Raw genomic sequence first — 14,288 nt, 5'->3', positions numbered from 1 at the left:
GTCGTTGTGTGAACGGCCGGGGAAGCTGAGGAGTGCCCATGGCAGAGGGACGAACCGGGTCGTGTGGGTGTTGCTCCGTCTCGCCGCGGGAGTTACTGCCCCACTTCGCCGTAGGCCGCGAGCAGCACGGCCGGGTCGGGGCCCTCCATTACGGTCGGCTTGGCCAGTCCGTCGAGGACGATGAAGCGCAGCAGGTCGCCGCGCGACTTCTTGTCGACCTTCATCGTCTCCAGCAACTTGGGCCACTGGTCGTAGCGGTAGTGCAGCGGCAGCCCCACCGATTCCAGCACGGTGCGGTGCCGGTCCGCGGTCGCGTCGTCCAACCGGCCCGCGAGACGGCCGAGTTCGGCGGCGAAGTGCATGCCCACGGACACCGCCGCGCCGTGCCGCCACTTGTACCGCTCGTTCTTCTCGATGGCGTGCGCGAGGGTGTGACCGTAGTTGAGGATCTCCCGCAGGCCGGACTCCTTCAGGTCGCCGGAGACCACCTCGGCCTTGACCCTGATGGACCGCTCGATCAGTTCGGCGGTGTGCGGGCCGGCCGGGGTACGGGCGGCCTGCGGGTCGGCCTCGATCAGTTCCAGGATCACCGGGTCGGCAATGAACCCGGCCTTGATGATCTCGGCGAGCCCGGACACGTAGTCGTTGACCGGGAGGGAGTCCAGCGCGGCCAGGTCGCACAGCACTCCGGCCGGAGGGTGGAACGCGCCGACGAGGTTCTTGCCCTCGGCGGTGTTGATGCCGGTCTTGCCGCCGACCGCCGCGTCCACCATGCCGAGCACGGTGGTGGGGATGGCGATCCAGCGCACGCCGCGCAGCCAGGTCGCGGCGACGAACCCGGCGAGGTCGGTGGTGGCCCCGCCGCCGACGCCGACCAGGACGTCGGTGCGGGTGAACCCGGACTGGCCCAGCGCCTTCCAGCAGTAGGCGGCGACCTCGGCGGTCTTCGCCTCCTCCGCGTTCGGCACCTGGATGGCGACGGCCTCGTAGCCCTGCTCGGCGAGGTCGGCGCGCACCGCATCACCGGTCTCGGCCAGTGCTTCGGGGTGCAGGACCGCGACCCGCTTGGCCTTCTCGCCGATCAACCCGCCGAGTTCGCCCAGGAGTTGACGACCCACCAGCACCTCGTACGGCTCGGTGCCCGCGGTCCCGCCGACCTGGATCCGGGTCACCGCCTGCTCGGAAGGCTCGGAATGCTCGGAATGCTGGGTCATGCCTCTTCTTTCAACTCCAGGGCGTCCAGGACCGCCTGTGCGACCTCTTCGGGGCCGCGGCCGTCGGTGGACACCACGGCACGGGCGACTTCGGTGTACAGATGACGGCGTGCCTCCATCAGCTCGCGCCACTGGCGGCGCGGATTGACGGCGAGCAGCGGCCGGGCGACGTTGAGGCCCGTGCGCTTGACCGCCTCCTCGACGTCCATCGACAGGTAGACGACGGGCAGTGCGTCGAGCAGGGCGCGGGTGTCCGAGTCGAGGATGGAGCCGCCGCCGAGGGCGAGGACACCGTCGTGCTCGGCGAGTGCCCGGTGCACCGCCCGCTTCTCGATGGCGCGGAAGGCGGGCTCGCCCTCGTCGACGAAGATGTCGGCGATGCTGCGTCCCTGTTCGGCCACGATGTCCTCGTCGGTGTCGCGGAAGCCGCAGCCCAGCCGGTCGGCCAGCAGTGCGCCCACGGTCGACTTGCCGACCCCCATCGGCCCGACGAGGACGACCCTCGGACCCCTACCGCTCACCGGACGACCAGGTTCTCGAGGTAGGACTCGACGTTCCGCCGGGTCTCGGCCACGGAGTCCCCGCCGAACTTCTCCGCGACGGCGTCCGCCAGTACCAGTGCCACCATCGCCTCGGCGACGATCCCGGCGGCCGGCACCGCGCAGACGTCCGAGCGCTGGTGATGCGCCTGCGTGGGCTCACCCGTGGCCACGTCCACCGTCTGCAGCGCCCGCGGCACCGTCGCGATCGGCTTCATCGCCGCCCGCACCCGGAGCAGCTCGCCCGTGGCCAGCCCGCCCTCGGTGCCGCCGGAGCGTCCGGAGGCCCGCTTGATTCCCTCGTCGGTGGCCAGGATCTCGTCGTGCGCCTTCGAACCCGGTACCCGCGCCAGGTCGAAACCGTCGCCGACCTCGACGCCCTTGATGGCTTGGATGCCCATCAGCGCCGCCGCCAGCCGGGCGTCGAGCCGCCGGTCCCAGTGCACGTGCGAGCCGAGTCCCACCGGCACTCCGTAGGCGAGCACCTCGACGACCCCGCCGAGGGTGTCGCCGTCCTTGTGGGCCTGGTCGATCTCCGCGACCATCGCCTTCGACGCGTCCGCGTCCAGGCAGCGCACCGGGTCAGCGTCGAGCTTCTCGACGTCGGAGGGCTTGGGGTACACGCCGTACGGGGCCTTGGCGGCGGCCAGCTCCACCACGTGCGAGACGATCTCGATCCCGGCCGTCTCCTTCAGGTACGAGCGCGCCACCGCGCCGAGCGCCACCCGGGCCGCGGTCTCGCGTGCCGAGGCCCGCTCCAGGATCGGCCGCGCCTCGTCGAAACCGTACTTCTGCATGCCCGCGAGGTCGGCGTGGCCGGGGCGCGGCCGGGTCAGCGGGGCGTTACGGGCAAGCCCGGCGAGCACCTCCGGGTCGACCGGGTCGGCGGCCATGACCTGCTCCCACTTGGGCCACTCGGTGTTGCCGACCATGATCGCCACCGGGGAGCCCAGGGTCAGGCCGTGGCGGACGCCGCCGATGAAGGTGACCTCGTCGCGCTCGAACTTCATCCGGGCACCGCGCCCATAGCCGAGACGCCGCCGCGCCAGGTGGTCCGCCACCATGTCCGTGGTGATCGGCACGCCGGCGGGAAGGCCCTCCAGCGTCGCGACGAGTGCGGGGCCGTGGGACTCCCCCGCGGTCAGCCAGCGCAACCTGCTCAACGGTGCTCCTCATGACTTCGCGCCCTGGTACTGCGTACTGCCCTGCGTACGCGCGTCCTCGCGTACGGCGACGGCGCGACCGGGTGCGCGGCCCTGGCCCGCCACTCTCGATCCTCCCACGTCCGGGCCCACCGCCCGGACCTGGTCCAGCAGACGGACGGGATCCAGGGCAGGCGGAACACGGGGCGGTCAGGACCGGCTGCTCTCCTGGCGCGGCTGCGGGGCGTAGGCACCGAGGAAGTCGGCACCTCGCGGCTCCTGCCCACTCTGCCGCGCCGGCTCCGGGCGCTGCTGCGGGGCATACGCACCCAGAAAGTCGGCACCTCGCGGCTCCTGCCCACTCTGCCGCGCCGGCTCCGGGCGCTGCTGCGGGGCATACGCACCCAGAAAGTCGGCACCTCGCGGCTCCTGCCCACTCTGCCGCGCCGGCTCCGGGCGCTGCTGCGGGGCATACGCACCCAGATAGTCGGCACCCCTGCCCTCGCCCCCGTGCGTGGGCAGGATCGCGTTGACCGCGCGCCGCTGGGCGATCCTGCGCCTGAGCTTGAAGCCCCAGGAGACGAGAACGCCGAGCACCGCCAGAGCGATCGCCGTCCACTGGAGCCAGTCCGGCAGGAAGTTCAGCACGGCCTGGAACATCTCGCTCTTCCACGACGCCTGTGTGGTCATGTCAAAATCCCCCCTTGCTCCGCCCCCTGCGGAACCGGAGTGGATCCTAACGTCCGGCGAGCGCGTGCTCTCCCGCTTTTCGCATGGCCTCCAGGGGCGCCGGGGAGCGGCCCGTCATCTGCTCGACCTGGAGGACGGCCTGGTGCACGAGCAGGTCGAGTCCGCTGACGACGGCGCCGCCGTACGCCGACCAGCGCGCCGCCAGAGCGGTCGGCCAGGGGTCGTACAGCACGTCGAAGAGGGTGGCCGGGCGCTCGGGGACGGCTCCGGAGAGTGCGTCGGTGGTGCCCGCCGGGGTGGTGGCTATCACGAGCGGGGCGCGCAGGGCACGTTCGGCCTCGGACCAGTCGGCGGTGCGCACGTCGATGTCCAGTCGCTCGCCCCACTGGCGCATCTCGGCGGCACGGGCCTCGCTGCGGACGTACGCGACGACTTCTCCGGTGCAGATGCGGGCGAGCGCGGCCAGTGCGGAGGAGGCCGTGGCACCGGCGCCGAGGATCGCGGCGGAGTCGACCTGTTCGATGCCGCGCTCGCGCAGCGCGGCGACCATCCCGGGGATGTCGGTGTTGTCGCCGACGCGCCGCCCGTCCTCGGTGAGGACGACGGTGTTGACGGCCTCGACCGAGGCCGCGGTGTCGCTGATCCCGTCGAGCAGCGGGATCACGGCCCGCTTCAACGGCATGGTCAGCGACAGCCCGGCCCACTCGGGGCCGAGCTCCGCGAGGAAGCCCGGCAGCGCGGCCTCGTCGACTTCGAACCGGTCGTACGACCAGTCGCCCAGTCCCAGTTCGGTGTAGGCGGCACGGTGCAGCACCGGGGAGAGGGAATGGGCGATCGGTGAGCCGAGGACGGCGGCCCTGCTCCGGTCAGCCATTACTCCTCCTCGCCCCTCTACTGCCTGAGAATACGTTGTCACGCATTTGCGACCACATCCGGAATGAACCCTCTTTACCCGAACGGCACTTCATGCATCGATTCACCAAAGGGAACCCGCGCGGACTTCAACTTTGACTTCGTAGAGAACACTGACGTCGACATCCGCGGGTGGATGTACGATCAGCCCGAAGCTTACGACCACGCCTACGGCAACTGGTACTCCACCATCGCCTGAGCATTCTCGCACGGCTGCCTGCAATGCCCCTTTTCATAGGCAGCCGCATCCGCTATTCCTTGTTCAGGGGCCTACTGAAGGCGTCAGCGGGCCCTCGGCGCATCTGCTCAGGGTAAGTCGTGGCGCTCCTTGCCGGACCGCGACCGTGCTCTACTGCCCCTCAAGGTACTTCTCACGGTTACGGTTGTGCTCTTCGTTCGTCTCGGCGAAGAGCGTCTTGTCCTTGCTGATCGAGACGAAGTAGTACCAGTTGCCCTCGGCCGGATCGAGTGTTGCCTCCAGGGCCACCTCGCCGGGGTTGCCAACCGGCCCGGGGGGCAGACCTGTGACCTTGTAGGTGTTGTAGGGATCGTCGATCTTCCGCAGTTCGTCGACCGGCCCTGTGGCCAGCTTGGACTCGCCCTTCAGGTAGTTGACGGTCGAGTCGAATTCGAGCCGACCGACAGTCTCGGTGTTGTTGGGCTTGAGGCGGTTGTAGACAACCCTCGCGACCTTCTCGAAGTCGCTCTTGTTGTAGCCCTCGGCCTGTACAAGGCTCGCTACCGTGAGCAGTTGCAGCGGGCTGTCGAGGCCAAGATCGGCAGCTTTCTTCTCCAGCCCCATTTCCTCGTACTTTGCGTTGGCCTGGGCCACCATTTCCTTCAGCACGTCCGCGGGTTTCATACCTTTGTTGACCGGATAGCTGGAGGGGTAGAGGAAACCCTCTACCGGTTCCTTGATGTCAGGGTTGTCATTGGCCCAGTCCGGCAGGCCGAGCTTCTTCCAGTCCTTCAGAGCGACGTTCCTGGTCGTCCCTTTCTTCACTCCGAGCCGACTGTCGATCATCGCGAAGATTTCGAGCGCTCGCTTGCCCTCGGGAATCACCAGGTTGTTGCGGCTCTTGGGATCCAGCATCAAGGACAACGCGCTCGATGCGGACATCTGCATGTGAAGCGTGTAGACGCCGTCCTGGATGGCTTTTCCCTCCGGATGATCGCCCTGGGCAGCCACGAACGCGTCGACGCTCTTGATGACGCCCGCCTTCTTCAGCAACTGACCGATCGCAGCACCGCCTGACCCCTTGGGGACGGTCACCGTCACGGTCTGACTCGTGCCGTCCCCCGCGTAGTCCGGAGGCGGGCCGAAACGATTCTGGTAGAACTGGTAGCCGTAATATCCGACTCCGCCGACACCGCCGCCGAGGACCAGCAGTACGACCAGACAGGCCATTCCACTGCGGCGTTTTTTGGGCTTTTTCCCGCCCTTGCCGTTGCGGGATTCGGCTTCGTCGTCGCTGTCGTCGTCATCGTCGCGGTCGGAGAAGAAGGCGTGCTCACCCTGGTCCGGTCCGGGGTCCCAGTCGGTTTCGGGCGGCTCCGGTTCGGCGCGGCGCCTGGCGGGCGGTTCCGGCTGTCGCTGCGCCTCGGCCGGGTAGCCGCCGGGCTGCTCGCCGCCGTAGGGAGCGGGCCGTCCTCCGTAGGAGTCGTTCGGGCCGCCGGTGTACTGACCGGGCGCCTGCTCCGGGGCACCGTGCCAGCCACCGTTGTGCTGTTGTCCGCCGTGGGGGTCGTAGCCCTGCTGACCCTGCCCCCCGTATCCCTGCCCTTGGCCGCCGTAGCCCTGCTGACCGTGAGCGCCGTACCCCTGATGATTCGGGTGACCTTGCTGGCCCTGGTGACCCTGGCCGTCGTACCCCTGCTGCCCGTAACCGTGGTAGCCCTGCGGTGCCTGACCGTCCCACTGCTGCTGACCGTGTCCCTGATACGGCTGCCCGTGCCCCTCGTACTGCTGCTGGGCTGTGGTCCCGTAGTGCTGCTGGTCGTACCCGGCCTGTCCGCCCCAGTCGCCGTACTGCTGCTGCGGGTAGTGCTGCTGCTGGCCGCCGTAGGAGGAGTCCTGTCCCCAGTTGCCGTCTCCGTACAACGGGTCTTCGGGGTGCCACGGTTCGGAGCCTGGGCCCCGGCCATAATCAGTCATCGATCCCCTCAGGCCGCAAGGCGGCGGTCGCGAGGCGCTTCTGGCACGGCTTGCGTCCGCCTCTCTGCTGTGCGGTCGCTGTTCGAACACCCACCGCATCTCACGGAACGTTACCGTATCGCGATCAGTTGAGATTCATATCTGCAGTGAGAGATGTTCAGCATCCGCCTGCCCGACTTCCGGCCGCTCAGTCCACCTCATCCGCCCGGCAGGCCTTCTGTTCAGGTCGACGCAGGCCAGGGGCTCTACCCGGCTGCCCGACCACGGACCTGCACCCAGTACCGGTATTCAGTGCGACCATGCGGGGCGAGAGGCCGTACTTCCCGGTATCCGGGAAAACCGCATGATCAGTCAGTCACCTCGACGCCCTCTCCGGGCGCCTGGCCGGAGGCCCGTTCGGCCTCGAGCGCACTCTGCAGGATCACCACCGCGGCCGCCTGGTCGATGACCGATCTGCCCTTCTTGGACCGCACACCGGAGGCGCGCAACCCCTGACTCGCCGTCACCGTCGTCATCCGCTCGTCCACGAGACGCACCGGCACGGACGGCACATTCTGCGCCAGCTCCCGGGCGAAGCCGCGAACCTTGGCCGCGGCCGGGCCCTCGCCGCCCCCGAGGGAGCGGGGAAGCCCGACCACGATCTCGATCGGTTCATACTCCTCGACCAGTTGCTTCAGCCGCCGCTGGGCGGCCGGGACGTCTCGGCCGGGGACCGTTTCGACCGGGGTGGCGAGGATCCCGTCGGGGTCGCAGGAGGCGACCCCGATCCGGGCGTCCCCGACGTCGATCGCGAGGCGACGTCCTCTTCGCATACTTTTGTGGCCGTTTCTTCGTGGATTCTTACTGGGCCGTCTCGGCGACCAGGCGTTCGACGGCGTCGACGGCCTCGCCGACGGCGGCCGGGTTCTGGCCACCGCCCTGGGCGACGTCCGGCTTGCCGCCACCGCCGCCGCCGAGGCTCTTGGCGGCGGTGCGAACCAGGTCACCGGCCTTCAGACCGCGCTCGCGGGCGGCCTCGTTGGTGGCGATGACCGTGAGCGGCTTGCCGTTGTTGACGGTGAACAGGGCGACCACGGCGGCCCGGCCGCCCTGGATCCGGCCGCGCACGTCGAGGACCAGCTTGCGCAGGTCGTCGGCGGTGGTGCCGTCCGGGACCTGACCGGTGACCACGGCCACCCCGCGGACGTCCTTGGCGGACTCGGCCAGACCGGCGGCGGCCTGCAGCACTTTCTCGGCACGGAACTTCTCGATCTCCTTCTCGGCGTCCTTCAGCTTGCCGAGCATGGCGGAGATCTTCTCCGGGAGCTCTTCCGGGCGGCCCTTGACCAGCTCCTGGAGCTGGGCGACGACCGTGTGCTCACGGGCGAGGAAGTTGTAGGCGTCGACGCCGACGAGGGCCTCGATACGGCGCACACCGGAGCCGATCGAGGACTCGCCGAGCAGCTTCACCAGGCCGAGCTGGGCGGTGTTGTGGACGTGGGTGCCACCACACAGCTCCTTGGAGAAGTCACCGATGGTGACGACGCGGACGCGCTCGCCGTACTTCTCGCCGAACTCGGCGATGGCGCCCTGCTTCTTGGCCTCGTCGATACCCATGATCTCGGCGTGCACGTCGAGGTCGCGGGCGAGCACCTCGTTGATCTGCTGCTCGACATCGGTCATCACGGCCGTCGGGACGGCGGACGGGGAGCCGAAGTCGAAGCGGAAACGGCCCGGCTGGTTCTCGGAACCGGCCTGGGCGGCCGTCGGGCCGAGGGCGTCGCGCAGGGCCTGGTGGGTGAGGTGGGTGGCCGAGTGGGCGCGGGCGATGGCCTTGCGGCGGCGTACGTCGATGGAGGCCTGGGCCTTGGCACCGACGGTGACCTCTCCGACCTGGACGACGCCCTTGTGGACGTAGACGCCCGGAACCGGCTTCTGGCAGTCGCGGACCTCGATGACGGCACCGGTGTCCACCTTGATGCGGCCGGTGTCGCCGATCTGGCCGCCGCCCTCGGCGTAGAACGGGGTGCGGTCGAGGACCACCTCGACCTCGTCGCCCTCGGTGGCGGCCGGGGAGGAGAGGCCGTCGACGAGGATGCCGACGATCGTGGACTCGCCCTCGGTCTGGGTGTAGCCCACGAACTCGGTCTCACCGGCGGCGTCGGCGATCTCGCGGTAGGCGCCGAGGTCGGCGTGGCCGGTCTTCTTGGCCTGGGCGTCGGCCTTGGCGCGCTCCCGCTGCTCCTTCATCAGGCGGCGGAAGCCCTCCTCGTCCACGGACAGGCCCTGCTCGGCGGCCATCTCGAGGGTGAGGTCGATCGGGAAGCCCCAGGTGTCGTGGAGCAGGAAGGCCTTGTCGCCGGCCAGGACCGTGCCGCCGGCGGCCTTGGTGTCCGTGACGGCGGTGTCGAGGATGTTGGTGCCGGCCTTCAGGGTCTTCAGGAAGGCGGACTCCTCGGCGAGGGCGACCCGCTCGATGCGCTCGCGGTCGCTGATGAGCTCCGGGTACTGCTGGCCCATCATCTCGATGACGGTGTCGATCAGGTCCTGGACGACCGGGCCCGTGGCACCGAGCAGACGCATGTTGCGGATGGCGCGGCGCATGATGCGGCGCAGGACATAGCCGCGGCCCTCGTTGCCGGGCGTGACGCCGTCGCCGATGAGCATCACGGCGGTGCGGATGTGGTCGGTGACCACGCGCAGGGAGACGTCCGAGGCGTGGGCGTCGCCATAGGCGACACCGGTCAGCTCGGTGGCCTTCTTGATGACGGCCATGGAGGTGTCGATCTCGTACATGTTCTGCACGCCCTGCAGGATCATGGCGAGACGCTCGAGGCCGAGGCCGGTGTCGATGTTCTTGCTGGGCAGCTCACCGAGGATCTCGAAGTCCTCCTTCGAGGTGCCCTCGCCGCGCTCGTACTGCATGAAGACCAGGTTCCAGATCTCCACGTACCGCTCGTCGTTGACGGCGGGGCCGCCCTCGACACCGAACTCGGGGCCGCGGTCGTAGTTGATCTCGGAGCACGGGCCGCAGGGGCCGGGTACGCCCATGGACCAGTAGTTGTCCTTCATGCCGAGGCGCTGGATGCGCTCCTTGGGCACGCCGACGATCTCGTGCCAGATGCGCTCGGCCTCGTCGTCGTCCTTGTAGACGGTGATCCAGAGCTTCTCGGGCTCCAGACCGTAGCCGCCCTTGTCCTGGGGCGTGGTGAGCAGCTCCCAGGCGTATTTGATGGCGCCTTCCTTGAAGTAGTCGCCGAAGGAGAAGTTGCCGCACATCTGGAAGAACGTGCCGTGCCGGGTGGTCTTGCCGACCTCCTCGATGTCCGGCGTGCGGACGCACTTCTGGACGCTCGTGGCACGCGCGAACGACGGCTTGACCTCACCCAGGAAGTAGGGCTTGAACGGCACCATTCCGGCGTTGACCAGGAGCAGAGTCGGGTCGTCCGCGATGAGCGACGCCGAAGGGACGACGGTGTGACCGCGCTCCTCGAAGAAGCTCAACCAGCGGCGACGAATCTCAGCCGACTCCATCAGTGGTCCTCATTCCGGTTGTACGAGTACGTCGACCGCTCGACGTACCTCGGATCCTTGCTGTACTTCGGGTCGTTGGTGTTCTCGATGGCGGCGAAGCGCCGGGGGGACGGAAGCTCGGGTCGCTCGTTCAGACCGAGCACCTCGTCGAGTTCGGCCTCCCGCCGGGCCATGTTGTCGCGGACGTCGTGCGCGAAGCCCACCGCCCGGTCCTTGAAGCGGTGACCCGTCTCGATCGCCTTGTTCGCCGCCGTGGCGGCGAGGCTCTCCGGGGTCAGCTTGCGGAGCGTGCGGTTGACCTTGGTGGTGGCCCACACACCCGCGGCTGCGCCGGCGGTGAACCAGAACGTACGGCGGAACATCGCTGCGTCAGTCCTTCTTCCGCTTTCCCCGCCGTGCGGACGGGACGGTGCGGCCCACGAGCACGGTGCGGCGGGGCGCCTTCGGTTCCACGTTCTCACGACGGCCGCCGATGGCCCGGCGCACTCCGTAGCCGAACGCCGCCACCTTCACCAGCGGGCCGCCGAAGGTGGAGGCGACGGTCGTCGACAGCGCGGACGCGTTCGACGTCACCTCCTGGACGTCCGAGGCGATGGCGTCGACCCGCTCGATCTGGGTCTGGGCCGAGCGGACCGCCGTCGAGGCGTCGGCGAGCAGCGGGACGGCCTGGTCGGTCACGTCCGCCACCAGCTTGGTGGTCGCCTTGAGCGTCTGGGCCAGCCTCGCCAGTGCGACGGCGAGGAAGGAGACCAGGATCGCCCAGAAGACGGCCACCAGGATCCCGGCCACCTCTCCACCGGACACCGCGCACCCGCTCCCTAAACGTGCCTGAACATCGAGAAAAGTCGTTCCCCGAGCCTATCGCGCCCGGGGTACCGCTCCGCACCGGATTTCGCGGTACGCGGCGCACACGGCCGCGGCGGCCTCAGCCGGGGTACGCGAGGGCCCGCCGCCCCGCCCGCCACGAGGCGGGGAGGACGGCGGGCCGGGGCGCGAGGCCGGTGGGTCTACGTCCGCCGCGAAAGGATCAGCGGGCGTAGTACTCGACGACGAGCTGCTCGTCGCAGATCACCGGGATCTCCTTGCGGTTCGGGTCGCGGTCCAGGCGGAAGGCCAGGGCCTTGAGGTTCACCTGGAGGTAGCGCGGGGTCTCGCCGTCGGGGGCGAAGCCGCCCTCACGGGCGATCTGGAACAGGGTCTTGTCCCGGCTGCGCTCGCGGACCATCACGACGTCGTCGGGACGGACGCGGTAGGACGGCTTGTCGACCTTCTGGCCGTTGACCTCGATGTGGCCGTGGACGACCATCTGGCGGGCCTGGTAGATCGTGCGGGCGATGCCCGAACGCAGGACCAGGGCGTCGAGGCGACGCTCCAGCTCGATGATCAGGGCCTCACCGGTCTTGCCCTGGACCTTGGAGGCACGCTCGTAGGCGCGGACGAGCTGGCGCTCGGACACGTCGTACTGCGCGCGCAGGCGCTGCTTCTCGAGCAGACGGACCTTGTAGTCCGAGTTCTGCTTGCGGCCGCGGCCGTGCTCACCCGGCGGGTAGGGGCGGGCCTCGAAGTACTTGACGGCCTTCGGGGTCAGCGCGATGCCGAGGGCACGCGACTTCTTGACCTTGGGGCGGGACTGGTTCGCCATCTGTCTTTGATCTCTTTTCCGAATATCCGGCTTCCACGGTTAGGGGAGGTCGCATCCGCAGCCGGGGAATCCCGCCGGGTCCGCACAGGACCTGCCGGGCAGCCGCTCCCCTGGTCTGGGCACATACGTGCAGCACGCGAGTGGCCCACCTACCGCTCCGGGAGACCGGGTGGTGGTGGGCTGCCCGCGACACCGTTCGCCGGTGCGCGACGCTCCTGGATCCCCGGGCCGTACGCGTACGGTTCCGGGGTTCCGGCTGAATGTCCCGCTGTGGATATGTCAGCACCTCTACGGAGGGAACCTCTGTGGAGGGGCCGGACACGGGACGCAGCACTTCGGGCCATCTTACAGGGCGCTCAGGACCGCTTTCGACCGAGGTGCTTGCGGGTCCACTCGACCGCGTCCGCGTAGCGGGCCTCGGCGCCGTGCCGGGTCGGGGTGTAGTACTCCCGGTCCTTGATGGCTTCGGGCGCGTACTGCTGGGCGGCGATGCCCTCGGGCAGGTCGTGCGGGTACACGTACCCCTGTGCGTGACCGAGCTTCGCCGCGCCCTTGTAGTGCCCGTCGCGCAGGTGCGGCGGAACGGGCCCCGCGAGGCCCTTGCGCACGTCCTCCATGGCGGCGCCGATGGCCGTGGTCGCGGCGTTGGACTTGGGGGCCAGGGCGAGGGCGATGGTGGCGTGGCTGAGGGTCAGTGCGGCCTCGGGGAAGCCGATCATGGCGACGGCCTGGGCGGCGGCCACCGCGATCGGCAGGGCGTTCGGGTCGGCGAGGCCGATGTCCTCGCTGGCGGAGATCATCAGGCGGCGGGCGATGAAGCGGGGGTCCTCGCCGGCCTCGATCATGCGGGCCAGGTAGTGCAGTGCCGCGTCGACGTCGGAGCCGCGGATGGACTTGATGAGGGCGCTGGCCACGTCGTAGTGCTGGTCGCCGGAGCGGTCGTACTTCACGGCGGCGCGGTCGACGGTCTCCTCGAGGGTCGTCAGACCGATCTCCGGCTCCCCCTTGTCCAGCGCGGCTCCGGCGGCGGCCTCCAGTGCGGTCAGCGCCCGGCGGGCGTCGCCGCCGGCGATCCGCAGCAGGTGGTTCTCGGTGTCCTCGGGGAGGGTGACGGCGCCGGCCAGCCCGCGCTCCTCGGTGAGGGCGCGCCGGAGCAGGCCCCGGACGTCGTCGTCGGTGAGCGGTTCGAGCGTGAGCAGCAGGGAGCGGGACAGCAGCGGGGAGATCACCGAGAAGTACGGGTTCTCGGTGGTGGCGGCGATCAGTGTCACCCAGCGGTTCTCGACGGCGGGGAGCAGGGAGTCCTGCTGTGCCTTGCTGAAGCGGTGGATCTCGTCGAGGAAGAGGACGGTCTCCTTGCCGTAGCCGCCGGTGGCCCGGCGGGCGCCGTCGATGACCGCGCGGACCTCCTTGACGCCCGCGGTGATCGCGGAGAGTTCCACGAAGCGCTTGTTGGTGGCCTTGGAGACGACGTACGCGAGGGTCGTCTTGCCGGTGCCGGGCGGGCCCCACAGGATCACCGAGGACGGGCCGGCCGGGCCCGAGTTGCCCTCGCCGACGAGTCGGCGCAGCGGCGAGCCGGGCTTCAGCAGGTGCTGTTGGCCCACCACCTCGTCGAGGGTGCGCGGGCGCATCCGGACCGCCAGGGGGCTGCCTGCCGGGTCCTTCTCCTGGCGTTCCTCGGCCGCGGCGGTGAAGAGGTCGGGTTCCACGTCCAAAAGGCTATGTCACCCGGCTGACAACGCCGCGGGCCCGGTCGGACAACGCCGCGGGCCCCGGACGGAGGACGCCCGGGGCCCGCGGGAAAGGCCGGGATCAGCTGGTCCAGAAGTCCCACCAGCGGGTCAGGATCAGCATGCCGATGATCCCGATGTGCATCACCGGCAGGACCCAGGTGAACTCGCCGAAGAAGTTCTTGACCGGGCGCGGGGCGGGCAGGAAGCCGTTGCGGATGTTGAACGACGTCACGTACCAGAACATGACGATCGTGGCCACCCAGGCCAGGCAGCACCACAGGCACAGCGCGTTGATGCGGTACAGCGACTGGAACATCAGCCAGGCGCAGAAACCGACGCCGAAGAGGGTGCCGGCGTTGAAGGTCAGCCAATACCAGCGCGGGAAGCGGGCCCCGGCGAGCAGACTGACACCCACGCCGATCACCACGGCGTAGGTGACGAGGCCGAGCATCGGGTTGGGGAACCCGAAGACGGAGGCCTGGTCGCTCTCCATCACGCTGCCGCAGGACACCACCGGGTTGAAGCTGCACCCGGGCGTGAACGTCTTGCCCTCGGCCTTGGCCTCGAGGATCTTGAACTTGTCGATGGTGATGATCCATGCGGCGAGCAGACCGGCCGCACCGGTGATCATCAGCAGCAGGGCGAACGCCCGGCTGCCGCCCACCGACCTGGCCGAGTCCGTACGCTCCGCCTCGCGCGGGACGGTGGAGACGTTGACTGTCGTCTTGCTCATCACGCCGATTCC

Annotated in this window: 13 protein-coding genes; all 13 read right to left on the bottom strand. The window is 69.3% G+C overall.

What is annotated here, in order from left to right; all coding sequences use genetic code 11:
* Window positions 1-92: 92 nt before the first annotated feature.
* On the bottom strand, window positions 93-1,214 hold the full coding sequence (gene aroB, locus EF387_RS22530; protein WP_128378401.1) for a 3-dehydroquinate synthase: 1,122 nt from the start codon (window positions 1,212-1,214) through the stop codon (window positions 93-95).
* Entirely contained in the window at window positions 1,211-1,696 is a 486-nt protein-coding gene (locus EF387_RS22525; RefSeq protein WP_128378580.1) for a shikimate kinase, read from the bottom strand. The genes aroB and EF387_RS22525 overlap by 4 nt, the downstream gene beginning before the upstream one ends.
* Before the next feature lie 35 nt (window positions 1,697-1,731).
* Window positions 1,732-2,916 (bottom strand): chorismate synthase, encoded by a 1,185-nt coding sequence (aroC, locus tag EF387_RS22520; protein ID WP_128378400.1) that lies wholly within the window; start codon window positions 2,914-2,916, stop codon window positions 1,732-1,734.
* Between the two features lie 189 nt (window positions 2,917-3,105).
* Window positions 3,106-3,585: a hypothetical protein gene (locus tag EF387_RS22515; protein ID WP_238431637.1), complete on the bottom strand. Its 480-nt coding sequence runs from the start codon at window positions 3,583-3,585 to the stop codon at window positions 3,106-3,108.
* A gap of 46 nt (window positions 3,586-3,631) precedes the next feature.
* Entirely contained in the window at window positions 3,632-4,459 is an 828-nt protein-coding gene (locus tag EF387_RS22510) for a shikimate dehydrogenase (protein WP_128378399.1), read from the bottom strand.
* 387 nt (window positions 4,460-4,846) lie between these two features.
* Entirely contained in the window at window positions 4,847-6,652 is a 1,806-nt protein-coding gene (gene mltG / locus EF387_RS22505) for an endolytic transglycosylase MltG (RefSeq protein ID WP_128378398.1), read from the bottom strand.
* 347 nt (window positions 6,653-6,999) lie between these two features.
* Window positions 7,000-7,464 (bottom strand): Holliday junction resolvase RuvX, encoded by a 465-nt coding sequence (ruvX, locus tag EF387_RS22500; protein ID WP_128378397.1) that lies wholly within the window; start codon window positions 7,462-7,464, stop codon window positions 7,000-7,002.
* Between the two features lie 28 nt (window positions 7,465-7,492).
* Entirely contained in the window at window positions 7,493-10,165 is a 2,673-nt protein-coding gene (gene alaS, locus EF387_RS22495; RefSeq protein WP_128378396.1) for an alanine--tRNA ligase, read from the bottom strand.
* Window positions 10,165-10,527 (bottom strand): hypothetical protein, encoded by a 363-nt coding sequence (locus EF387_RS22490; RefSeq protein ID WP_128378395.1) that lies wholly within the window; start codon window positions 10,525-10,527, stop codon window positions 10,165-10,167. Before EF387_RS22490 ends, alaS begins: the two co-directional genes overlap by 1 nt.
* Window positions 10,528-10,534: 7 nt before the next feature.
* Window positions 10,535-10,969, bottom strand: a complete 435-nt coding sequence (locus EF387_RS22485; RefSeq protein WP_128378394.1) for a DUF948 domain-containing protein — start codon at window positions 10,967-10,969, stop codon at window positions 10,535-10,537.
* 223 nt (window positions 10,970-11,192) lie between these two features.
* On the bottom strand, window positions 11,193-11,807 hold the full coding sequence (gene rpsD, locus EF387_RS22480) for a 30S ribosomal protein S4 (RefSeq protein ID WP_128378393.1): 615 nt from the start codon (window positions 11,805-11,807) through the stop codon (window positions 11,193-11,195).
* 356 nt (window positions 11,808-12,163) lie between these two features.
* Window positions 12,164-13,519: a replication-associated recombination protein A gene (locus EF387_RS22475; protein WP_128378392.1), complete on the bottom strand. Its 1,356-nt coding sequence runs from the start codon at window positions 13,517-13,519 to the stop codon at window positions 12,164-12,166.
* A gap of 103 nt (window positions 13,520-13,622) precedes the next feature.
* Window positions 13,623-14,276 carry a vitamin K epoxide reductase family protein gene (locus EF387_RS22470; protein WP_128378391.1) on the bottom strand — a complete coding sequence of 218 codons (654 nt, stop codon included), beginning with the start codon at window positions 14,274-14,276 and terminating at the stop codon, window positions 13,623-13,625.
* Window positions 14,277-14,288: the final 12 nt, after the last annotated feature.

Origin of the sequence: Streptomyces cavernae (assembly GCF_004023625.1) — a bacterium.
GTDB lineage: Bacteria > Actinomycetota > Actinomycetes > Streptomycetales > Streptomycetaceae > Streptomyces > Streptomyces cavernae.
This window is presented reverse-complemented; position numbering and strand designations above follow the sequence as displayed.